Source organism: Cellulosilyticum sp. ST5 (genome assembly GCF_046529625.1).
Taxonomy (GTDB): Bacteria; Bacillota; Clostridia; order Lachnospirales; family Cellulosilyticaceae; genus Cellulosilyticum; species Cellulosilyticum lentocellum.
The window spans coordinates 2,434,382-2,456,336 of the sequence record NZ_CP132338.1 but is presented as its reverse complement, the minus strand read 5'-3'; the positions used below and the strand labels follow the sequence as shown (position 1 = coordinate 2,456,336).

Sequence of the window (21,955 nt, the reverse complement as noted above, 5' to 3'; positions counted from 1 at the left end):
TCAATAAAGCCATTTGCAACAGGTGAAAATACTTTATTTGGTGTTGTAGATATATAGATTTGAGCTATAATGGTTGCACTGGTAAATTACCTGTAACAGAAAAGTATGTTGATAGAGCCTTAATAGTACCAGCACTTGGCATACTAAAGGCTGTGTTCATACCATTCAAATTACTAGAGTCCATAGTGATAGTATCATTAATACCATCACCGACATCAATACCTGATTCAGAAGCGCCGAACTACAGTGATTCATAGAATGTTTTTCGGGTGTATATTTTCTTCCGTAGCTATTGGACATACAACTTCCACTGTTCTAAAATCAAATTTACATATAGAAAATAAGGGTATTACAAGCATATACTATGTGTATAAGGCAAATTAGGTGATTATTTCAAAATAGCTTAATAAACTATTTCAAATGATTTTACCAATAGGATAGTGGTAGAAAATCAGATAATAACATTATTTCTGATGAGATAAGTAAAAAAATTAGATAATAACTGGCAAGTTTATTTTTTACCCCTTATACTTAAGTTATAATAACGAAAGTACGAATGTGATATGAACTTATAAGATAAAAATAATCTTTTTAAGTAAGCTAGACTGTTCGTAATTAAAAAATTGATATTAAAGGAGGAAAATATGAGAGTAGCAGTTTATTTTGGTACAGGCTATGAAGAGATAGAAGCATTATCAGTAGTAGATATATTAAGAAGAGGAAAAGTAGAAGTTACTATGGTGGGTGTTAGTGGAAAGACTGTGGTAAGTTCACGTGGTATTAGCGTTAATATGGATAAAACTATCGATGAAGTAGATCATACAAAAGTTGATATGATTGTATTACCGGGTGGTGTACCAGGTATTAATCATCTAGAAGAAAATAGCATGCTTATAGAACAACTCAGATGTTTTAAAGAACAGCATAAATGGATAGCAGCAATTTGTGCAGCGCCTAGTATTTTAGGAAAGCATGGATTACTAAAAGGAGAAACGGCAACATGCTATCCAGGATATGAGAATGAGCTTATAGGCTGCCAGTATTCGGAAGAGGGAGTAGTCTTAAGTAACCATGTGGTAACAGGAAAAGGAGCTGGCTATTCTATTTCATTCGCATTTAAGTTATTAGAAATAATAAAGGGTGAAATAGTAGCAGGAGAAGTAAAAAAAGGTATGTTGATTGCAGATAAATAAGGGTAAAATAAAAAGGTATATCGCTACTAAGTGATATACCTTTTAAATGTTGTTAAGAAAAACTAAATATTTCTTTAAAAGTATTAAAAATGCTTATACTACTAAAAAACAGTGGTGTGAATACGCTTAAACACTTCCATAAGTTCTACATCAGTAATGAGTTCAGTACCTATTTCTTCAAAAGCACTGGTTACTTTATGTATATTTAACTTATAAATATCTGAAATCATTTGAGCACTATAGGCTTTACAATTATGATATTTCCACTGCTTAGTGATTAATTTACAAATATCACTTGATAAATAGAAAATCACATGAAAAAAGGTAAGGCGATTTAGTTCTACAATGTTATTTTCATTCATAGTGTTTAATAATTCAGCATGTTCTACACCAAGAACAGAAGCTACTTCCGTGCTGGCATAAGGTGCTTCACTTGATTTTAAAAAAAGATCAATAGCTTCAAGTTTAGGACGTATGGAATTTGTATAGGTCTGGTCAAAGCTTTGAAGTGTGACGCAGCTACTTGTATAATGATCCATCGTTTAAAATCCTTCCTAATGTGAAATCTATATTACAAAGTTATTACATAACCCAATTATAAGGTAAGAGGCCTATATAAGGCTAGTTGTAATACTTGGAATAAAAGTAGAAAAGCATGTATGAAAGCATGGAAAAATATGCAAAATATAGTTGACTATCAAGAAAATATTCGAAAATGCGATATGGATTTTTTACCAAGGATATGATATAATAACGAAATGTTAGTTTAAAATGCTATATTTATGCAATGACACTACAAAGCAGGGAAACCTTAAGGAGGATAAATTTTAATGAACACACAAGTAGAAACAATGGAAAAAAGTGAGGTTAAACTTACAGTAGAAGTAGAAGGTGCTAAGGTTACAGCGGCAATTGATAAGGCTTATGAAGCAATGAAAAAAGACTTCAATATTCAAGGCTTCCGTAAAGGGAAAGTGCCTCGTGCGATGATTGAAAAAATGTATGGTGTTGAAGTATTCTTCAATAAAGCAGCAGACATCTTAATTGATGAAACATTATTTGCAGCAATCGAAGAAAACAAAATTGATATTGCAGCACGTATTAGTCCAAATGGATTAGAAGTAACTGAAATGTCAAAAGATGGTATGAAGTATACAGCAATTATTACTGTAAAACCAGAAGTAACACTTGGTGAATACAAAAACTTAAAAGTTGAAGTAGAAAAAACAGAAGTAACAGATGAAGAAGTAAACGAAGCAGTTAATAAAGAAGCACAAAAAAATGCTCGTGAAATCACAGTTGAAGATAGAGCAGTTATGCCTCAAGATAAAGTAACAATCGACTTTGAAGGTTTTGTAGATGGTGCTGCATTTGAAGGTGGAAAAGGAACAGATTATGATTTAGTAATTGGTTCTAAATCATTCATCGATAATTTTGAAGATCAATTAATTGGTAAAAACATTGGTGAAGAAGTAGAAGTTAATGTAACATTCCCAGCTGAATACCATGTAGCAGAACTTGCTAGCAAACCAGCATTATTTAAAGTAGCTATTAAAGGTATTAAAGTAAATGAATTACCAGAAATTAATGATGATTTTGCAGCTGATATTTCAGAATTTGAAACATTAGCTGAATACAAAGAAGATCTTAAGGCAAAACTTCTTAAAGACAAAGAGACAAATAATAAAAACATTTTTGAACAACAAGCTGTAGAAAATGCAGTAGCAAATGCTACATTAGAAGTACCAGCAGCTATGGTTGAAGAGCAAGTAGACAGAAACGTTAAAAACTTCTCAAACCGTATGGCTTCTCAAGGTTTACAATTAGAACAATATTTACAATTCACAGGTCAAAGTATGGATGCATTCAGAGAAAACTTTGCTAAAGATGCGGAGCACCAAATTAAAACTCGTTTAGTTCTTGAAAAAGTTGCTGAAGTAGAAGGTGTTACTGTTTCTGAAGAAGACATCGATGAAGAATTAAAAACAATTGCAGCTATGTACCAAATGCCATATGAAGAACTTAAGAAATCTTTTGCTAACTATGAGCAAGATGCTTTAACAGCAGATATTAAAGTTCAAAAAGCAGTTAAGGTGATTACAGAGTCTGCAGAAAAAGTGGAAAAATAGGAAGATTAGGTATATATCCTAAAAGAGAGAAGGAGGCTACTAGAATGAGTTTAGTCCCAATGGTTATAGAACAAACCAATAGAGGAGAACGTTCATATGATATTTACTCTCGTCTATTAAAAGATCGTATCATTATTTTAGGTGATGAGGTTAACAACGTTACAGCTAACCTTATTGTGGCACAACTATTGTTTTTAGAAGCTGAAGATCCTGATAAAGACATTATGTTTTACATTAATAGTCCAGGTGGCTCTATAACAGATGGTATGGCTATTTATGATACAATGCAATATATTAAGTGTGATGTGTCAACGATTTGTATGGGTATGGCAGCGAGCATGGGTGCATTCTTACTTGCAGGAGGAACAAAAGGTAAACGTTTTGCGCTTCCTAATGCAGAAGTTATGATTCACCAACCACTTGGTGGAGCAAAAGGTCAAGCAACTGACATTCAAATTACAGCGCAGCACATCATTAAAACAAAAGAGCGTATGAACCGTATGTTATCAGAGTTTACAGGGCAACCTATTGAACGTATTAATAATGACGTTGAAAGGGACAACTGGAAAACTGCTGAAGAAGCAAAAGAATATGGCCTTATAGACGATATTATTACATCAAAATAGTTCCCAAAGGAGGTGCAGAATGCCAACAAAGTTTGATGATACAAAACAGCTAAGATGTTCATTTTGTGGTAAAACACAAGAACAGGTAAAAAGACTTATTGCAGGTCCAAATGTTTATATCTGTGATGAATGTATTGAGTTATGCTCTGAAATTATAGAAGAGGAGCTTGAAGCTGGTTACGAAGATGATGATATGGTAGATATGCCAAAGCCAAAAGAAATTAAGGCGCATCTTGATGAGTATGTTATTGGTCAAGAAGATGCTAAAAAAGCTTTAGCAGTAGCAGTATACAATCATTATAAACGTATTTATAAACAAAGTAAGAGTAACGATGTAGAAGTACAAAAGAGTAATATTTTACTTTTAGGACCTACAGGAACAGGTAAAACACTTTTAGCACAAACCCTTGCTAAAATGTTAAATGTACCCTTTGCTGTAGCTGATGCCACCTCTCTTACAGAAGCAGGCTATGTAGGCGAAGATGTAGAAAATATTCTACTTAAGCTTATTCAAGCAGCTAATTATGATGTGGAAAAAGCACAATTGGGTATTATTTATATAGATGAGATTGACAAGATTTCTAGAAAATCTGAAAATCCATCTATTACTAGAGATGTAAGTGGAGAAGGTGTACAGCAAGCACTTCTTAAAATCATAGAGGGAACAGTAGCTTCTGTACCACCTCAAGGCGGTAGAAAACATCCACACCAAGAATTTATTCAAATTGATACAACTAATATTCTATTTATCTGTGGTGGAGCCTTTGATGGGCTTGATAAAATCATTGAACGTAGAGTAGGACAAAAGAGCATGGGCTTTGGTGCCAATATTGTGAGTAAGAAAGAGAAAAGCATAGGCGAACTCTTTAAACAAATCGAACCTCAAGACCTTGTTAAATTTGGACTTATTCCTGAATTTGTAGGACGTATTCCATCCATTGTATCTCTTAATAATTTAGACAAAGAAGCACTTATTAAAATTCTAACAGAGCCTAAGAATGCGCTTACAAAACAATACGAGCATCTTTTTGAACTAGATGGTATTAAGTTAGAGTTTGAAGAAGAAGCTTTAGTAGCTGTAGCAGAATTAGCTATTGAAAGAGAAACTGGAGCTAGAGGATTACGTGCCATCTTTGAAACTATGATGAGAAATATTATGTATGATGCACCTTCTATGGGAGATGCTTTAGAAAAAATTATTATTCATGCAGATGTGATTAAAGAAGGCAAAGAACCTACATTGGTTTATAATGATAAAGTTAAACCAAAAGAAAAGAATAAAAAAGCTAATAATGAATCAGCTTAAGCTGTGTTCATGAAAATATAATAAGGGGCTGTTGCATTTATGTGCAATAGCCCCTTATTAATGAGATAGTAACATCCTAACTTATCCCTGATCTCTTAAATGAATGATAGATTTATAGGTATCCTTTTTGTAACTGTTGGCAATACTTGTAAAGTAGAAAAAAGTAAGCAGGAGGATACTGTATGTTATCAGGTATATTAATTGGGGTTCAATTATTTTTTTCGTGTGTAATTGGGATGTATTTCTTACTACAGCTTAAAAGTCAAACAACATCTAAATCTAATATTTATAAAGATTCTTTAGTAAAATGGGAGAAGATGCAAGCTCTAAGAAAAGTTGCATTGACACCTCCATTGTCTGAAAAGGTAAGGCCGAAAAGTGAAAAGGATATTATAGGGCAAGCAGATGGATTGCAAGCTTTAAAAATTGCTTTATGTGGACCTAGTCCACAACATATTTTAATTTATGGTTCTCCTGGAATAGGAAAAACAGCGGCAGCTAGAATTGCATTGGATATTGCCAAGGAATCACCTGGATCACCATTTAAAAGAAATGCTAAGTTTATAGAGATTGATGCAACGACACTGCGTTTTGATGAAAGAAGTATTGCTGACCCGCTAATGGGATCTGTTCATGATCCTATTTATCAAGGAGCAGGTGCTTATGGTCCAGCAGGAGTACCTCAACCTAAACCTGGGGCAGTCACAAAGGCACATGGTGGCGTTTTATTTATAGATGAAATTGGAGAACTGCATCAAGTGCAAATGAATAAGCTTTTAAAAGTTCTAGAGGATAGAAAAGTGTTTTTGGAGAGCTCGTATTACTCTGAAAGTGATGAAAATATTCCTAAAGATATTCATGATGTATTTAAAAATGGTTTACCTGCAGATTTTAGATTAATTGGAGCTACCACTAGGAATCCGGAAGATATACCACCAGCATTACGTTCGAGGTGTACAGAGATTTTCTTTAAAGACTTAAGTTATGATGATATTAGGGCCATTGTAGACAATGTAGCAGCACGTGAAAAAATGACCATTGTAGGAGAAGCAAAGGAACTTATAGGACAGTATGCTTATAATGGAAGGGATGCAGTTAATATGTTGCAGACTTCTTTTAGTTTAGTACATCAAGAAGGACGAATAGAAATCTTGGAAAAAGATGTGGAATGGGTTATTCAAACAGGTAGGTATGTACCTAGACTTGTAAAGAAAGTAGATCCTAAAGCTGCAGTAGGGAAAGTAAATGGTTTAGGTGTCATGGGGATTAATAGAGGTATGGTCTTAGGCATAGAAGCTGTTACTAAGAAAACAGGAATAGAGCAGGCAGAGATTAAAGTAACTGGCATTATAGAAGAAGAAGAACTGCATATGAAACAAAGCAGTTCTAAAAGAAAAAGTATGGCGTCAAATTCTGTAGAAAATGTACTCACGGTTTTAAAAATGCGCTATAATGTTAATACAAAGGAATATTTAATGCATCTTAATTTTACCTCGGGAATTCCAATTGATGGACCATCAGCAGGTATTGCTATATTTACAGTGTTGTATTCAGCACTTTTTGATAAGGCTATACCTGGGAATATTGCTATGACTGGAGAGATATCTATACAAGGTAAGGTTTGTCCTGTAGGTGGTGTTTATGAAAAGTTATTGGCAGCTAGGGAAGCTGGCGTAAAGAAAGTATTTATTCCTAAGGATAATATTCAAAAAGTGTTTGATACAATAGATATAGAAATTATTCCTGTTGAAGATATAGATGAGGTTATTAGTACCTTATTTGATAAAGAGATTATTGAAAAAGCCAATGAAATATTACATGCGTAGTGATTAACACGTAAGTGGCAATTTAGAGGGTGGAGCGATGAAAAAAGAAATTAAAGATATACCAGTACTTCCTTTAAGAGGAGTGACAATATTTCCAGAAATGGTTATGCATTTTGATGTAGGCAGAGAAAAATCATTAAAAGCTATTGAAGAAGCGATGAAACAAAATGAAATGATTTTAGCTGTTTCACAAAGAGATGCAGATGTAGATGAGCCAAAACGAGAAGATTTATATGAAATTGGAACCCTAGTAGAAATTAAGCAAACAGTTAAGGTAGGAGAAGATCAGCTTAAAGTGCTTGTCAAAGGAACTGCTAGGGCGAAAATTTTAACGTTGCAAGATGAAACTTATATGAGTGCAGATGTAGAGGTTATAAAAGATAAGCTTATAGAAGCTGATAAAGAAGAACAAGCACTTATACGTACAATTGCAGAGTTATTTGAAAAGTATGCTTCTATTAATCCACGTATTACAGATGAGGTCTTATATGGTATACTGGGGCTTAAGAATAGTATTGAAATGATGGACATTATTATTGGTCATATTGTTTTAGAGGTAGAGAAGAAGCAAGCTATTTTGGAGTGTCTAGATATAAAAGAACGTATGTTTAAGATCATTACCATATTAGAAGCTGAAATAGAAATATTAACACTACAAAAAGAAATTTTTAATAAAGTGAAACAAAATATAGATCAGTCTCAAAAAGAATATTTTTTAAGAGAGCAAGTTAAGATTATCCAAGAACAGTTAGGTGATAAAGACGGTATTCAAGGAGATATTGATAAATATAATGAACAGTTAAAGAATACTCCAGAGTTCGTTAAAGAAAAAATAGAAAAAGAAATAAGACGCTTAAAGAATACACCGGCTAGTTCACCTGATAACGGAAATATTAGAACTTATATAGAGACTGTCTTGGATATTCCTTGGAATCATTATACTAAGGAAAATATTCAGTTAAAGAAAGCAGCAGAAATCCTAGATAAAGAACATTATGGACTTGAAAAGGTTAAGGAAAGAGTTTTAGAATATTTAGCCGTTAGAAGCTTGGCTGAAGAGTCTCCAGCACCTATTTTATGTTTAGTTGGACCACCGGGGGTAGGTAAGACATCCATAGCTAAATCAATTGCACATGCTACTGGAAGGAATGATGTACGTATTTCTTTAGGGGGTGTGAGAGATGAAGCTGAAATAAGAGGACATAGAAGAACTTATGTAGGTGCCATACCAGGACGTTTTGTTTATGGTATTTCTGAAGCTAAGTCTATGAATCCACTTATTCTTTTAGATGAGATTGATAAAATGGCTAGTGATTTTAAAGGTGACCCAGCTGCAGCCTTACTCGAAATCTTAGATAGTAAACAAAATAATAGTTTTAAAGATCATTATTTAGAATTGCCATTAGACTTGTCTAAGGTTTTGTTTGTAGCAACAGCTAATAGTTTATCGACAGTTCCAAAGCCATTATTAGATCGTATGGAAATTATAGAGGTGGGAAGTTATACAAGCCTTGAAAAACTAGAGATTGCAATGAAATATCTACTGCCAAATCAGCTGAAAGCACACCATTTAGATAAAAAGCAAATTAAATTTTCAAGAACAAATATCCTGTATTTAATTGAACATTATACAAAAGAAGCAGGTGTAAGAGGTTTAGAGAGAATGTTGGCTAAAGTGTGTAGAAAAGCGGCTAGAGAAATTGTTGAGCAAGATATAGCTAGTATACAAATAACCCCTAAAAAACTTGGAGAGTATTTAGGAAGCTCTAGTTTCGATTATGAACTTAAGAATAAGGAACCCGAAGTAGGTATTGTAAGGGGACTAGCTTGGACTAGCGTTGGTGGAGATACATTATCTATTGAAGTTAATTGTATGCCTGGTAAAGGGCAGCTTGAACTCACAGGACAGATGGGAAATGTAATGAAGGAGTCTGCCAAGGCAGCTATGAGCTATATTCGTTCTAAAGTGAATGAACTAGGTATAGCAGAAGATTTTTATGTAAAAAATGATTTACATATCCACATTCCTGAAGGCGCAGTACCTAAAGATGGACCATCAGCAGGAATTACCATGGCTACAGCGATGATTTCAGCACTGACAAATAAGCCGGTTAAAGCTGATTTAGCAATGACAGGAGAAATTACAATCAGAGGTAGAGTTTTACCTATTGGTGGGTTAAAAGAGAAATTATTAGCAGCAAAACGTGCAAAGATTAAGCATGTTATTGTGCCAGACCAAAACAAAAAGAATGTAGAAGAGCTAGAAAATCATATTGTAGAAGGTTTGAAAATTAGTTTTGTTCATACAATGGATGAAGTGCTACAATATGTTTTTGCATAAGCTTATAGGAGAAATCAAATGAATGTAACAAAAGCAGAAATGATTATAACAGCGGGACTTTCGTCTCAATTTCCAGTACATGATATGCCAGAGATTGCCTTTGCAGGTAAATCTAATGTAGGAAAATCTTCATTGTTAAATGCTATGCTTAACCGTAAAGCATTAGCAAGAACAAGTTCACAACCAGGAAAAACACAGACCATTAATTTTTATAATGTGCAAGATACGTATATGTTTGTAGATTTGCCTGGATATGGATATGCAAAAGTCTCTAAGACAGATAGAGAACGTTGGGGAAAACTCATTGAAGGTTATTTAGAAAAAAGAGAACAATTAAAGAAGATCATTTTATTAATTGATATTAGACATGAGGTAGGCAATAATGATAAAATGATGTATGACTGGATTAAGCATTACCATAATGAAGTGATTGTAGTAGCCACTAAGATGGATAAGATTAAAAGAAGCCAAGTTCAAAAGCACCTATCTATGATTAGAAAAGGTCTTAACTTAATGCCAGAAGATAAATTAGTAGGCTTTTCTTCAGAAACAAAGCAAGGGAAAGAAGAACTCTGGAAGATTATTGAGGAAATCCAAGAGATGAACTAGCAAAGAGTTACTAGAGATTTATAATGGGGGGATAATCATGAATAAATCTGATAAATATTATTTAAAGCAAGGCAAGCTTGAATTATCTATGCTAGATGATGATGATGATGAAATTGAACTACGTAACTCTCTTCAGACAACTCCAAAGAAAGATTTATTTGCAGACTTAGAATTTCCACATACTAAAAGAATTAGAGAAAATCGTACAAAGTCGGTACGTGCAAAAGAGCCTAAGCTTAAGGTAACACAGGATATTTATAATACCTTACATACCATGGGACAGTTCTTAACTAAGACCGATGAAGGAGAGGCAGAGGAAGTAAAGCAGGTACCACCTAGAAAACCAATAAATGCTGCAAAAGCACAAAAATTAGAGCAAATTGCCAGTACTTTAAAAATACAAGAAATAGAATTACCGCCTAGAACTATTAATAGGGACCAAGTAATAGAAGCAGTAGAAAATAAAGAAGGTATTCCTTTTGAAAGTATACCTATAGACAAACAAAAAGAAGAAATTACAGGAATCTTACCAAATAGGGAAGTTATTGCAAATAAGGATCAAGAGACCATTAACACATTACAAGAAGAAATAGCTGCTGAGATTAATGAACTTTTAGCGGAAGAAAAAGAATTAGAAGGTTATCAGGAAGCAATAACAGAGGTATTAGTAGAAAATGTACTAAATGAAGAAGAGCTTGCTAACAGTAAAGAAGTAGAAGCAAGAGCGAAGCCAATGACGGTAGTATCAGCTATTGAAAAAGAGGTACAGCAAGTTTACTATGGGGCAAATCATTTAGAAGACAATAAAGTATTCCTTGAACAAAAAGAAGAAGATCCTAATAAAGATCTAAAGCAGAGTCATATTGATGAGGTTCTTAAAACTTTTTTTGGAAATGTAACACCTGGATATACTTATGCAAAAGAATTAAAAAGGCATATAGATAAACAAATAGCGGCAATTGAGAATTATGAATAAAAATAGTGTGTTTTCAGATTTAAATAGGTTGACACTAAAATTAAAATATGATAATATAATCTTCGTCGGATAACAAGACGATGGAGATTATGCGCGAATGGCTCAGTTGGTAGAGCATCTCCTTGCCAAGGAGAGGGTCGCGGGTTCGAGTCCCGTTTCGCGCTCTTACGGGGTGTGGCTCAGTTTGGCTAGAGCGCCTGATTTGGGATCAGGAGGCCGCAGGTTCGAGTCCTGTCACCCCGATTTTTATTGAATAAGCCAATTAAAAATAATCCTTTGAAGCCCATTGTAGTTGATGCTCAGAGGTTTTTTATTTTTTGCCTTTTCTTCTAAAATAAAGATAAAATCTTACTAAAAGTAATAGGGTTTAATTTAATATTGAGTATGATAACAGAAACGTATAAATAAAGTATGGTTGATAGAAAAAAGCAAAATAAAAGAGTAGCTAAGGGAATAACTTAGCTACTCTTTTATTTTGAAAGCAATTGCAGAATTTCACCATAAAGTTCAGTGGCATTTGTCTTCCACTTGTTACAGAGTTCAATAGCTTGTTTCTTAGAGCCAACACTTATATTTAAATCAATGAGTGTTGAGTGATTTTCTGTCACCTTACAATGAACCATATAATCATTGGTTTTATTAGGAGTATATTCAGCATGAATATCTAATTCACTTTTGAATTTTCTCCAGTTGTTTTCTATAAATAGATCTAACTCTTTTCTTATGAATTCAGGAATACGGGAAGCGAAAAATTCTAAAGCCTCTTCTCCCTTAGAACTAATCTCAAAGTAAGATGCATTACTTTGTTTGGAGATGGTAATAAACTTAGAAGTTTCTAACTCAGTTAAGTATTGCTGAAGCGAAAAGTAGTCTGTGTAGCCTCTTTCAAGAATTATTTGTGTCATTTGAGATAAAGAAAGAGGCATTTTTACTTGCGATAAAAGATAGAGTACGATGAGTTTATTGACTGTAAAGTCTTCATGATTAATATTCACAACTTGCCTCCTCACACTTTTTACTATTATTGTATCTTAAAAGTGGGGTAAACTCAATATTTGTTTAAATATTTACCTTGATAGATGTCATGCTTATTCAAGTAGCGTGTAATACCATTAAGGACATGACGCTTATTTTTAGTCCAAAGAGGACCAATTAGATGTTCTTTGGGACCATCTCCTGTTAAGCGGTGAATAACAAAGTCGGGAGGTAACAAGGTAATAATATCACCTAAAAGCGCTATATACTCTTCTTCTGTCAGAAGTGGAAAAGGATGAGCTTCGTAATAGTGGCCTAAGGGGGAATTATCTAAAATATGCAGCATATGCAGCTTAATACCTTGCAATGGTAAATGACATAGATATCTAGCAGAAGCTAGCATATCGGATTTGGTCTCATGAGGAAGCCCTAAAATAAGATGGACAACAGTTTCTATAGAATAAGTAGCTAGTTTTTGAACGACTGTATAAAATATGTCTAAAGAATAACCTCGGTTAATGAGCTTAGCAGTGGGTTCATGAATAGTTTGTAAGCCCAGTTCAACCCATAGATGTGTACGCGTACTTAGTTCACCTAGATAAGCAATGATTTCGTCAGTTAAGCAATCTGGTCTAGTGGCAATAGCAAGTCCAACGACACCAGGAAAAGCAAGGGCTTCTTCATATTTTTGCTTAAGCTCCTCTAAAGGTGCATAGGTATTAGTAAAAGCCTGGAAATAAGCAATATATTTCGTGGCATTTCCCCATTTAGCTGAAAGTAATCCAGTAGCCATAGAAAGTTGTTTGGTAATATAATGTTCATCTGAAAAAGTAAAGTCACCACTACCACGTTCGCTACAAAATAAGCAGCCTTTAGAAGAAATACGACCATCTCTATTAGGACAAGTAAAACCACCATCTATGGAAAGTTTAATCACCTTAGTACCATGTTTTTCTCGTAAAAAGGTATTAAGAGTTCTATAACGTTGTTTTTGCATAAAATCTCCTTACTTAAGTAAAAATAACAAAAAAGATAATATAAGTTTATGACTTATATTATCTTATAGAAGTTAATGAAGTGCAAGGAGCATTTCTTCTTTTCTAAGCCTAATTTCTTCACACGTATTAATGACATGATTCCAGCCTTCATCTGTCGTGACAGTTCTAGAAAATTTAATAAAATCATCTCTTAAAATTTTGGTATAGTTCACTTTTATTTGTTTTACTTCATCGTCATTTTGAGTATGACTAAGAGCCTCTAAAAATTCATTGGCCCTATTAGAAGAAACAAAGGGTAAATAAGGTTGGAGGGCATCTAATTTTTTTTGAAGTGCTTCATAATGTTTTTCAAAAGGATTGCCTTCTACATTTTCCATATAAGCAAAAAAGGCATCTAAGTTAAGAAAGGTAACATTTTTGATACAAGAATAATCAAAGTTTTGAAGTAGCTGATGAAATTCATAGAGGTGATTTTCTAGTTCTTGTTTAGTCAGTAATGTTGGCATAATAAGATCCCCCTTAAAGTCATTTCAAGTAAAATTTCTTTTTATATAGCTTAGTATATCCAGACAAAAATAAAAAAGTGTATGTAAATTTTACTTTATAATTTTTGCAGCTTGTAATATAGTAAAAGAAAGTATATTAGCCAATAATGCTTAAAATGATTATAAAAGGGTGAGATAATGAATAAGAAACATATTGTTGTAATTGATGATGAAGAACATATTTTAGAACTCATCAAATATAATTTAGAAGCAAATGGTTTTATAGTATCTACTTATACAAGTGTCGAAGCAATGCAAAAAAGTATAGGGGAAAGCCCTATTGATTTAATTTTATTAGATATTATGCTTCCTGGCATGGATGGTATCACTGCACTTAATATCTTTAGAAATCATGAACAGTTAGGGTGTGTACCTGTTTTATTGGTGAGCGCTAAAGCAGAAGAAATTGATAAAATATTGGGATTAGAGCTAGGAGCAGATGATTATATTACCAAGCCATTCAGTGTAAGAGAGTTAGTGGCTAGAGTAAAAGCTATACTGCGCCGAGCTGATAGAAATGAAGTGCCGACTAAAAAAACAGAGGAAGATCATTTTTTAGTACATCAGGACTTAAAGTTAGATATAGAAAGCCATTTACTTACTTTTAAAGATGAACCCATAGAACTTACCTACAAAGAATTTGAAATTCTTAAGTTACTTATGAGTAACAAAGGAAAGGTTTTAACAAGGGAAGTTATTCTGGATAAAGTATGGGGATATGATTATTATGGTGAAACACGTACAGTAGATGTACATATTCGTTATCTAAGAGCTAAGTTTGAAGCCTATGGCATAGGAGAGTATATTGAAACTGTTCGTGGCGTAGGGTATAGGTTTGTAAAGGAGTAGCGCATGAAAAATAAAATCATTTGGCCTACTTTAACGGCTATTTGGATACTTGTTATTACAGTGGCGGCGGAAGCCACCTTAATGGGTAGTAGACTAATGAATGAAGCTGGAATCAGTTTAGCAGCAGGTGAGGTGAATCGTATGATTTACCACATTTTTGTGATAGCAGGCATCATAAGCTTTGTTCTTTATGTGGTTTTAAAAGGTGCTATTAAAAAGATTACAGACCCTATTGAAGCTTTAACTGAGGATGCTAAAAAGTTTAAAGAGGACCAATATACACATCAACTAAGAGATTATGATATAGAAGAACTACAAAATCTAGCCCATGCTTTTGACTATATGGGAGATGAATTAAGTGGAACTATCAGAAAACTAAGGCATCAAAAAGCTAAATTAGAAAGTATGTTTTCTTCTTTAGAAGAAGGCATTATTGTTATTGATAAAAAGGGGTATATTGATGAAACTAATGAATTGGCTAGAAAGCTACTAGGGTTAAAAGGAAATATACCTAACAATTGCCACATTACGCATTTACTAAGAGAAGAACAGTTCGTTAAACTTGTTACTGAAGGGCTTAAAACTAATAAAATGCAAGTGATTGAATTAAAGATAGGAGAATACATTGTCTATATTACGATGGTAGCTGTAGGTAGATCTGGTAAAGTATATGAATATTTATTGCTGATAAAAGATGTAACGCAGCTTAGAGGATTAGAAGAAATGAAGTATCAATTTGTAAGTAATGTTTCTCATGAGTTAAAGACTCCTTTAACAAGTATTCAAGGTTTTGTGGAGACCTTACAAGCTGGAGCTATAGAAAATAAAGAAGTCGCTTATCGCTTTTTAAATATTATTGACATTGAGACCAAAAGGCTTTATCGCTTAATCCAAGATATATTATTACTATCTGAAATCGAAAATATGGATAAACAAGAATACGGTGATGTGAAGGTTGCAAGTGCCATTGAAAATTGCATGAGTTTGCTTCAAGAACAAGCTGATAAAAAATCTGTTAAAATAGTATTTAATGAGGAGCAATCTTTAGTCATTAAAAATATGAGTGAGGACCACTTGACTCAAATGATGATGAATTTATTAGGAAATGCAGTAAGATATACAGACAATGGTGCTATTATTATTACAACTCAGGAAAATAGTAGGCAGCAAATCATTACCATTAGAGACAGTGGTATTGGCATCCCAGAGGAAAGTATTCCACATATTTTTGAGCGCTTCTACAGAGTAGATAAAGGTCGTTCAAGACAAAGTGGTGGAACTGGCCTGGGGCTCTCTATAGTTAAGCATATTGCAAAGCTTTATGAAATTAAGATTGAAGTCAGTAGTGAATTAGGAGAAGGGACATGTTTTCGTCTTATATTGAATAAGGAAGATGAGTGAGATAATCATAAGACAATGTCTTCATCGAAAAGTGAGAGTAATAGGAGAAGTTAAGGAAAGAAAAATAATAAGATAAGCCATATAAGCAAAGGAGCTGTTGCAATAAAATGTGCAACAGCTCCTTTTGATATTTGTAAGTGCAAATGTAAAGCGCAACTAGCCGATTATATTTGCACTTTTTTGTTAGTTATTAGATATTTCTTTAAAGTTTTCTCCATCCTTTGGAGGTTTTGGACCAAAGTATTGATAGAAATCAACCTTTAAATTACCATTAAATAATTTGCGTTTTTTATTAGCTTTTTTACCATAATCACGTTCAAAGGTATCCACAGAGGTAATAGCATAAAGCGACCAAGTTGGATTGCTATCGATTAAGCGACGAAGCTCACGATGGATTTGTTCAATTTGTGACAGATTACTAATACGCTCACCATACGGAGGGTTAGCAATGACAATGCCATAATCACCATGTGGCAAGGTAGCTTTGTGGATAGGCTTGGCAAAGAACTGAATATATTCACCAACACCAGCAGCTTCCGCATTTTCTCTAGCTTTATTAATGACATTTCTATCAATATCAGAAGCGTAGATAATAGGATTACCTTTTTGATCAATGGCTTCTCTCGCTTCCTGACGAAGCTCGTCCCAAAGTGTTTTAGGTACTTGTGGCCAGAAAGAAGAAGCAAATTGCCTGTTAAGGCCAGGGGCAATGTTTTTAGCTAACATAGCAGCTTCAATAGCGAAAGTACCTGAACCACAACAAGGGTCGTAAAGCATACGTCCTTTTTGCCAGTAGCTAATTTGCAAGAGGGCAGCTGCCATGGTTTCTTTAAGAGGGGCCTCTACATTGCTTACGCGGTAGCCACGCTTATGAAGACCTTCACGGCCAGTTGTATCAATAGTTAAGGTAGCCACATCTTTTAAAATAGAAACTTGTACCGTATAAGAAGGCCCTGTTTCAGGAAACCAATCCATTTTATATTTCTCACTAAGGCGTTTAACAATTGCCTTTTTAGTAATGGCTTGACAGTCTGAGATACTAAAAAGCTTCGACTTAACAGACTTACCATTAACAGTAAATTTAGCATCTGGTGTAATCCAAGCTTCCCAAGGAAGTGCAGTAACTTTATCAAAAAGTTCTACGAAAGTAGTGGCCTTGAATTCTCCCATTTTAATAAGTACACGGTCAGCACTGCGAAGCCATAAGTTAGAAAGCACAATAGCTTCTGAATCTCCAGTATAAACAACCTTGCCATCTTGCACAGCATTTATTTCATAACCTAAATCTTCTACTTCTTTTCGTACCATGGCTTCAAGTCCGAAGGTAGAAGTAGCAATTAGTTCAAATGTTTTCATAATGTTCTCCTCTAAAAATACTCATTTCGTATTCTTATTGTACACCAATATAGATAAGCTGTATACCAAGTAAGTAGAATCAATTAGTAAGTGATGAAGAAGGGATCATTGAGCTTAAAAATATTATTTAACAAATTCTTAACCTAAACCAAATATTAATTGAACATTGTAATAATATCATATCGATGTACAGAAAAAACAAAAACAAAAACAGCTATAATACCTATAGCTTTCCAGGAGGGAATTAAAAATGAAAAGAAAATTTTTAGCTTGCTTTGCGGCTCTAACATTAGGAACTATGATGTTTGCAGGATGCTCAGCTAACACAGGAAATGAAAATAAAACAAATGAAGCCAGTACTACACCAGCTACATCAGCAGAAGCTAGCCCAGAAGCTAGTTCAGCAGATGCAACAAGAAAAGGTGTAAAAATATCAATCGTAGGTTCTACAACCATAGCTGAACCAATGGAAAAATTAGTAGAAGCTTATAAAGCTACTGGGTCTCCAGACAATATTGAAGTACAAGGAAATGGCTCATCAGCAGGTATTAAAGCTGCTATTGATGGAACAGCAGATATTGGGATGGCATCTAGAGAACTTAGTGAAGAAGAAAAAGGCTCAGGACTTGTAGAAACAGTAATTGCTTATGATGGAATTGCAGTAGTAGTTAATCCAAGCAATGGTGTAGCAGATCTTACAAAGGATCAAGTTAAAGATATCTTTGAAGGAAAAATTACTAACTGGAGCGAAGTTGGTGGCGTAGATAAAGATATTATCGTAGTAACAAGAGAAGCAGGCTCAGGTACAAGAGGTGCTTTTGAAGAAATTCTTAAATTATTAGATGAAAACAAAGCTTCAACTATTGTAGAAACAGCTTTAGTTTCAGAAGGTACAGGTGCAGTTATGGCTACAGTAGCAACAAAGGATGCTGCTATCGGATTCGTTTCAGAAGGGTACCTTGATGATACAGTAAAAGCAGTGGCAATTGATGGCGTAGAATGTACAGTAGATAATGTAAAAGCAGGTAGCTATACTATTTCAAGACCTCTTATCTTAGTAGCACAACCAAGTATCAAAGCAGAAGCACAAGAAGTAATTGATTTCATCGTAAGTGACGAAGGTCAAAAGATTATGAGTGATAAGTATATCTCTATAAAATAGTAGTGTAATGAATAGCTTAAGAGTTGAAGTAGATAAGCTAATATGGACATAAAAAATAGAGAAGTAATGATTCAATAATATTTAAACAAAGTAACAACTAATAAAGCAATACGCTAATATACTTAAACATTGCTAATGTTTCAAAATATTTACTCCTAAAATATCTTATAAATTGTTATTATCCCCAATAACTAAATAAATGAATGAAGTAGGTCTAGGGTGGGTAAGCCTAGGCCTATTTAACATAGATTTAACATTGTTCCAACATAAATTAAACATTAGGGGCGTAATATAGGGATACAAATTTACAAAACATTATTGGCTAAGATATATATTATTTTTAGGAGGCATATAGCTATGAAAAAGAAATTACTTCTATGTATAGCAGGGGTAATGATTGGGACTATGGCGCTTACAGGTTGTGGCAGCAGTAGTTCAAAAGGACCTAAAGTTTCAATTGTAGGTTCTACAACAGTATCAGAACCGATGGAACAATTAGCAGAAAAATATAAAGAAACCGTGCCAGATGCTAATATTGAAGTACAAGGAAATGGTTCATCAGCAGGCATTAAAGCTGTAGCAGATGGGACTGCAGATATGGGTATGAGTTCACGTGAACTAAGTGAAGAAGAAAAAGGACTTGGTTTAACAGAGACAGTTATTGCTCATGATGCCATTGCAGTTGTAGTTAATACAACTAATGAAGTGACGAATTTAACAAAAGAGCAAATTAAAGATATTTATGAAGGTAAAATCACTAACTGGAGTCAAGTAGGTGGTAAAGATGAGAATATTATTGTGGTAACAAGAGAAGCAGGTTCAGGTACAAGAGGGGCCTTTGAAGAATTATTAGGTCTTTTAACAACTGATAAAGCTTCTACTATTATTGACAGAGCTTTGGTAAGTGAAGGTACAGGTAGTATTATGGCCACAGTAGCTTCCAAAGAAAATGCAATTGGCTATATTTCTTTAGGTTATAGGAATGAAACAGTAAAACTAGTAGAAGTAGATGGTGTGATGCCAAGTGCTGAAACAGTTTTAGCGAATGAATATATGATTTCAAGACCATTACTTCTTTTAACATCAAATAATACAAGTGATGAGGCAAAAGCTTTGTTAGATTATATCGTTGGAGCAGAAGGTCAAAGCGTTATAGCAGAAAAATATATTCCAATTAATCAATAGTAATCTATAAACGAGTAAAGGTAGATGAAGTACATGGATAAATTAATGAAAAGAGTGTTTTGGTTATGTGCAGCCATCATGATTTTAGTAGTTGGATTTATGGCAGTATATATTATAGTAGGAGGAGTACCTTTCTTTAAAGAAGTGAGTATTTGGGATTTCCTATTCGGTAAGAAGTGGAATCCATCAGGAAAAATATTTGGTATTTATCCAATGTTAGTAGCAAGTTTATATGCTACATTAGGTGCAACTCTTATAGGGGTTGTAGTTGGTGTGAGTACAGCAATTGTTTTAGTAGAAGTCTTACCACAAAAAGTGGCTAAGGTGTTTTCAGCGGCAATTGACTTACTTGCTGGTATACCATCTGTTATCTATGGATTCTTTGGTCTGATGGTAATTGTACCCATCCTGAATGACCTTTTTGGGGGTATAGGTGGTGGTAGTAGTTTATTAGCAGCAATGCTGATTTTAGCAGTTATGCTACTACCTACAGTGATAAGAATGACAGAAGTAAGTCTTAGAGCTGTTCCAAATGAATATAAGGAAGGGGCCTTAGGATTAGGGGCTTCTAAATTTCAATATATTTTCAAAGTACAATTAGGTGCAGCTAAATCTGGTATTATGGCAGGAATTGTACTAGGTATAGGTAGAGCGTTAGGCGAGACTATGGCTGTTATCTTAGTAGCAGGTAACTCTGTACTTATCCCAAGTAGTATTATGGATCCAGTAAGAACACTAACCGCTAATATTGCAATGGAAATGGGATATGCAACAGGCATTCACCAGCAAGCACTATTTGCAACAGGGATGGTGCTTTTCGTACTGATTATGGCAATTAATTTAGTACTTACGCAGTTTATTCGAAGGGCAGAAAGGAGAGCTAGATAATGCAAAGAAAACATAAGGAAAGTCTGATAAAAGTTATATTACTTGCAATTTCATCCATAACTATTATTATGTTAGGTTGGATTATAGGCTACATTGTGTTTAAAGGTATAGCGCATATTGACTTTGGCAAACTAGTTCCTCCAATTGTTTCAACGTTATACATGGTAGCTATTGGACTTCTTATTTCAGGGCCCATTGGTATTGGAGCCGCTATCTACTTAAATGAGTATGCAAAGCCAGGCAAGTTCGTAAATGCCATTCGTTTTGCAACAGAAAGTTTGGCAGCTGTTCCTTCGATTATATTTGGTTTATTCGGGATGGCTTTCTTCTTAACACAATGTAAATTAGGTATCTCTATTATGGCGGGTTCACTTACTGTGTCTATGATGGTATTACCTACTATTGTAAAAACGACAGAAGAAGCACTAAAGACTGTACCTGTAAGCTATAGAGAAGGTTCACTTGCCTTAGGAGCCTCTAAGTTTAAAACCATTATTAAAGTAGTACTCCCTAATGCTTTATCTGGTATTTTAACAGGTGTTGTTTTAGGGACAGGAAGAATCGTAGGAGAAACAGCAGCCATTTATTTAACAGCAGGAACGATGTATCGTTTTCCAGAAAGCCCGATGGAATCAGGTAGAACTTTAGCTGTTCACTTATATTTATTGGCTAAAGAAGGTATTTCTTTCGACGAAGCTTACGGCACAGCTGTTGTACTGCTGATTACAATTTTACTTTTAAATTTACTTACTTACTTTATTGGATATAAATTAAGTAAAGTCAAATCATAGAGGAGAAAGACTATGGAAACAATTATGAGTATTAAAGATTTATCATTCTATTATGGTGACTTTAAAGCTTTAAAAAATATTAACTTAGATATTATCGAAAATGAAGTACTTGCTTTTATTGGGCCTTCAGGTTGTGGTAAATCTACTTTATTACGTATCTTTAACCGTATGAGTGATTTGGCTGCAGCACCTAAGGTAGAAGGGTCTATTACTTATCGTGGTCAAGAAATCTTTGGTATGGATACGATTGAACTTAGAAAAAAAGTAGGTATGGTATTTCAGAAGCCTAATCCATTCCCAATGAGCATTTATGATAATATTTCTTATGGACCACGTATGCAAGGTATTAAGAAAAAATCAGAATTAGATGAAATTGTAGAAGATAGCTTAAAGAAAGCAGCCATTTGGGACGAAGTAAAAGATAAGCTTAAGAAAAATGCCATTAGCTTGTCTGGGGGACAACAGCAAAGAATTTGTATAGCACGTTCCATCGCTATGCGTCCAGAAATATTATTAATGGACGAGCCAACCTCTGCTCTTGATCCTATTTCTACTTCTAAAATAGAAGATTTAATTAGTGAACTAAAAAAACAATACACAATTGTAATCGTAACGCATAATATGCAACAGGCAGCAAGAATTTCTGACCGTACAGCCTTCTTTTTACTAGGGGAATTAATTGAGGTGGATGATACACACAAAATCTTTAATATGCCAGCTCATAAAAAGACAGAAGACTATATTACGGGTAGATTTGGCTAAGCCACTAATAAAAAACAGAGAGCAATCAGTAAAGGAG

Annotated in this window: 20 protein-coding genes and 2 tRNA genes; 17 read left to right on the top strand and 5 right to left on the bottom strand. The window is 34.1% G+C overall.

What is annotated here, in order from left to right; genetic code table 11:
- Nucleotides 1-644: 644 nt before the first annotated feature.
- Nucleotides 645-1,193, top strand: coding sequence for a DJ-1 family glyoxalase III (locus tag QTL86_RS12015; RefSeq protein WP_013656149.1), 549 nt, complete (start codon nucleotides 645-647; stop codon nucleotides 1,191-1,193).
- A 101-nt stretch (nucleotides 1,194-1,294) separates the two neighbouring features.
- On the opposite strand, the gene QTL86_RS12010 is transcribed toward QTL86_RS12015, so the two are convergent.
- The gene (locus QTL86_RS12010; protein WP_013656150.1) at nucleotides 1,295-1,732 is read right to left on the bottom strand and encodes a hypothetical protein; all 438 of its coding nucleotides are present in this window, start codon (nucleotides 1,730-1,732) and stop codon (nucleotides 1,295-1,297) included.
- 291 nt (nucleotides 1,733-2,023) lie between these two features.
- Here QTL86_RS12010 and tig point away from each other — a divergent pair, with 291 nt between their 5' ends.
- From tig to QTL86_RS11965, 9 genes are all read left to right on the top strand, one after another.
- Complete coding sequence (gene tig, locus QTL86_RS12005) at nucleotides 2,024-3,322, top strand: trigger factor (RefSeq protein ID WP_013656151.1); 1,299 nt, start codon at nucleotides 2,024-2,026, stop codon at nucleotides 3,320-3,322.
- Nucleotides 3,323-3,333: 11 nt separating this feature from the next.
- Nucleotides 3,334-3,948 carry an ATP-dependent Clp endopeptidase proteolytic subunit ClpP gene (gene clpP, locus QTL86_RS12000; protein WP_256372395.1) on the top strand — a complete coding sequence of 205 codons (615 nt, stop codon included), beginning with the start codon at nucleotides 3,334-3,336 and terminating at the stop codon, nucleotides 3,946-3,948.
- Nucleotides 3,949-3,967: 19 nt separating this feature from the next.
- Nucleotides 3,968-5,254: an ATP-dependent Clp protease ATP-binding subunit ClpX gene (clpX, locus tag QTL86_RS11995; protein WP_013656153.1), complete on the top strand. Its 1,287-nt coding sequence runs from the start codon at nucleotides 3,968-3,970 to the stop codon at nucleotides 5,252-5,254.
- Nucleotides 5,255-5,436: 182 nt separating this feature from the next.
- A complete protein-coding gene (lonB, locus tag QTL86_RS11990) occupies nucleotides 5,437-7,080 on the top strand; it encodes an ATP-dependent protease LonB (protein ID WP_013656154.1) in 1,644 nt (547 codons plus the stop codon).
- A 37-nt stretch (nucleotides 7,081-7,117) separates the two neighbouring features.
- Complete coding sequence (gene lon, locus QTL86_RS11985) at nucleotides 7,118-9,421, top strand: endopeptidase La (protein ID WP_410494970.1); 2,304 nt, start codon at nucleotides 7,118-7,120, stop codon at nucleotides 9,419-9,421.
- A gap of 18 nt (nucleotides 9,422-9,439) precedes the next feature.
- Nucleotides 9,440-10,030: a ribosome biogenesis GTP-binding protein YihA/YsxC gene (gene yihA, locus QTL86_RS11980; protein WP_013656156.1), complete on the top strand. Its 591-nt coding sequence runs from the start codon at nucleotides 9,440-9,442 to the stop codon at nucleotides 10,028-10,030.
- A gap of 37 nt (nucleotides 10,031-10,067) precedes the next feature.
- On the top strand, nucleotides 10,068-11,006 hold the full coding sequence (locus QTL86_RS11975) for a hypothetical protein (protein WP_410494969.1): 939 nt from the start codon (nucleotides 10,068-10,070) through the stop codon (nucleotides 11,004-11,006).
- Nucleotides 11,007-11,097: 91 nt separating this feature from the next.
- Nucleotides 11,098-11,170: transfer RNA gene (locus tag QTL86_RS11970), tRNA-Gly, on the top strand.
- Between the two features lie 4 nt (nucleotides 11,171-11,174).
- A tRNA-Pro gene (locus QTL86_RS11965) sits at nucleotides 11,175-11,249 on the top strand.
- Between the two features lie 227 nt (nucleotides 11,250-11,476).
- Here QTL86_RS11965 and QTL86_RS11960 read toward each other — a convergent pair.
- The 3 genes from QTL86_RS11960 to QTL86_RS11950 form a co-directional block, all read right to left on the bottom strand.
- Entirely contained in the window at nucleotides 11,477-12,001 is a 525-nt protein-coding gene (locus QTL86_RS11960; RefSeq protein ID WP_013656158.1) for a DUF4364 family protein, read from the bottom strand.
- A gap of 53 nt (nucleotides 12,002-12,054) precedes the next feature.
- Nucleotides 12,055-12,978 carry a TIGR01212 family radical SAM protein gene (locus tag QTL86_RS11955; RefSeq protein ID WP_127065935.1) on the bottom strand — a complete coding sequence of 308 codons (924 nt, stop codon included), beginning with the start codon at nucleotides 12,976-12,978 and terminating at the stop codon, nucleotides 12,055-12,057.
- Nucleotides 12,979-13,050: 72 nt separating this feature from the next.
- The gene (locus QTL86_RS11950) at nucleotides 13,051-13,485 is read right to left on the bottom strand and encodes a hypothetical protein (protein ID WP_013656160.1); all 435 of its coding nucleotides are present in this window, start codon (nucleotides 13,483-13,485) and stop codon (nucleotides 13,051-13,053) included.
- 177 nt (nucleotides 13,486-13,662) lie between these two features.
- On the opposite strand from QTL86_RS11950, the gene QTL86_RS11945 reads away from it, so the two are divergent.
- Both QTL86_RS11945 and QTL86_RS11940 read left to right on the top strand, forming a co-directional pair.
- Complete coding sequence (locus tag QTL86_RS11945) at nucleotides 13,663-14,373, top strand: response regulator transcription factor (protein ID WP_013656161.1); 711 nt, start codon at nucleotides 13,663-13,665, stop codon at nucleotides 14,371-14,373.
- Nucleotides 14,374-14,376: 3 nt separating this feature from the next.
- On the top strand, nucleotides 14,377-15,774 hold the full coding sequence (locus tag QTL86_RS11940) for an ATP-binding protein (RefSeq protein WP_410494968.1): 1,398 nt from the start codon (nucleotides 14,377-14,379) through the stop codon (nucleotides 15,772-15,774).
- Nucleotides 15,775-15,957: 183 nt separating this feature from the next.
- Here QTL86_RS11940 and QTL86_RS11935 read toward each other — a convergent pair whose 3' ends face one another.
- The gene (locus QTL86_RS11935; protein ID WP_013656163.1) at nucleotides 15,958-17,130 is read right to left on the bottom strand and encodes a class I SAM-dependent RNA methyltransferase; all 1,173 of its coding nucleotides are present in this window, start codon (nucleotides 17,128-17,130) and stop codon (nucleotides 15,958-15,960) included.
- 250 nt (nucleotides 17,131-17,380) lie between these two features.
- On the opposite strand from QTL86_RS11935, the gene QTL86_RS11930 reads away from it, so the two are divergent.
- From QTL86_RS11930 to pstB, 5 genes are all read left to right on the top strand, one after another.
- Nucleotides 17,381-18,292 carry a phosphate ABC transporter substrate-binding protein gene (locus QTL86_RS11930; RefSeq protein WP_013656164.1) on the top strand — a complete coding sequence of 304 codons (912 nt, stop codon included), beginning with the start codon at nucleotides 17,381-17,383 and terminating at the stop codon, nucleotides 18,290-18,292.
- Nucleotides 18,293-18,649: 357 nt separating this feature from the next.
- Nucleotides 18,650-19,477 carry a phosphate ABC transporter substrate-binding protein gene (locus QTL86_RS11925; RefSeq protein WP_410494967.1) on the top strand — a complete coding sequence of 276 codons (828 nt, stop codon included), beginning with the start codon at nucleotides 18,650-18,652 and terminating at the stop codon, nucleotides 19,475-19,477.
- A 24-nt stretch (nucleotides 19,478-19,501) separates the two neighbouring features.
- Entirely contained in the window at nucleotides 19,502-20,365 is an 864-nt protein-coding gene (gene pstC, locus QTL86_RS11920) for a phosphate ABC transporter permease subunit PstC (protein WP_013656166.1), read from the top strand.
- Nucleotides 20,365-21,156, top strand: a complete 792-nt coding sequence (gene pstA / locus QTL86_RS11915) for a phosphate ABC transporter permease PstA (protein ID WP_013656167.1) — start codon at nucleotides 20,365-20,367, stop codon at nucleotides 21,154-21,156. Before pstC ends, pstA begins: the two co-directional genes overlap by 1 nt.
- A 12-nt stretch (nucleotides 21,157-21,168) precedes the next feature.
- Nucleotides 21,169-21,918 (top strand): phosphate ABC transporter ATP-binding protein PstB, encoded by a 750-nt coding sequence (gene pstB, locus QTL86_RS11910; protein WP_013656168.1) that lies wholly within the window; start codon nucleotides 21,169-21,171, stop codon nucleotides 21,916-21,918.
- Nucleotides 21,919-21,955 lie beyond the last annotated feature (37 nt).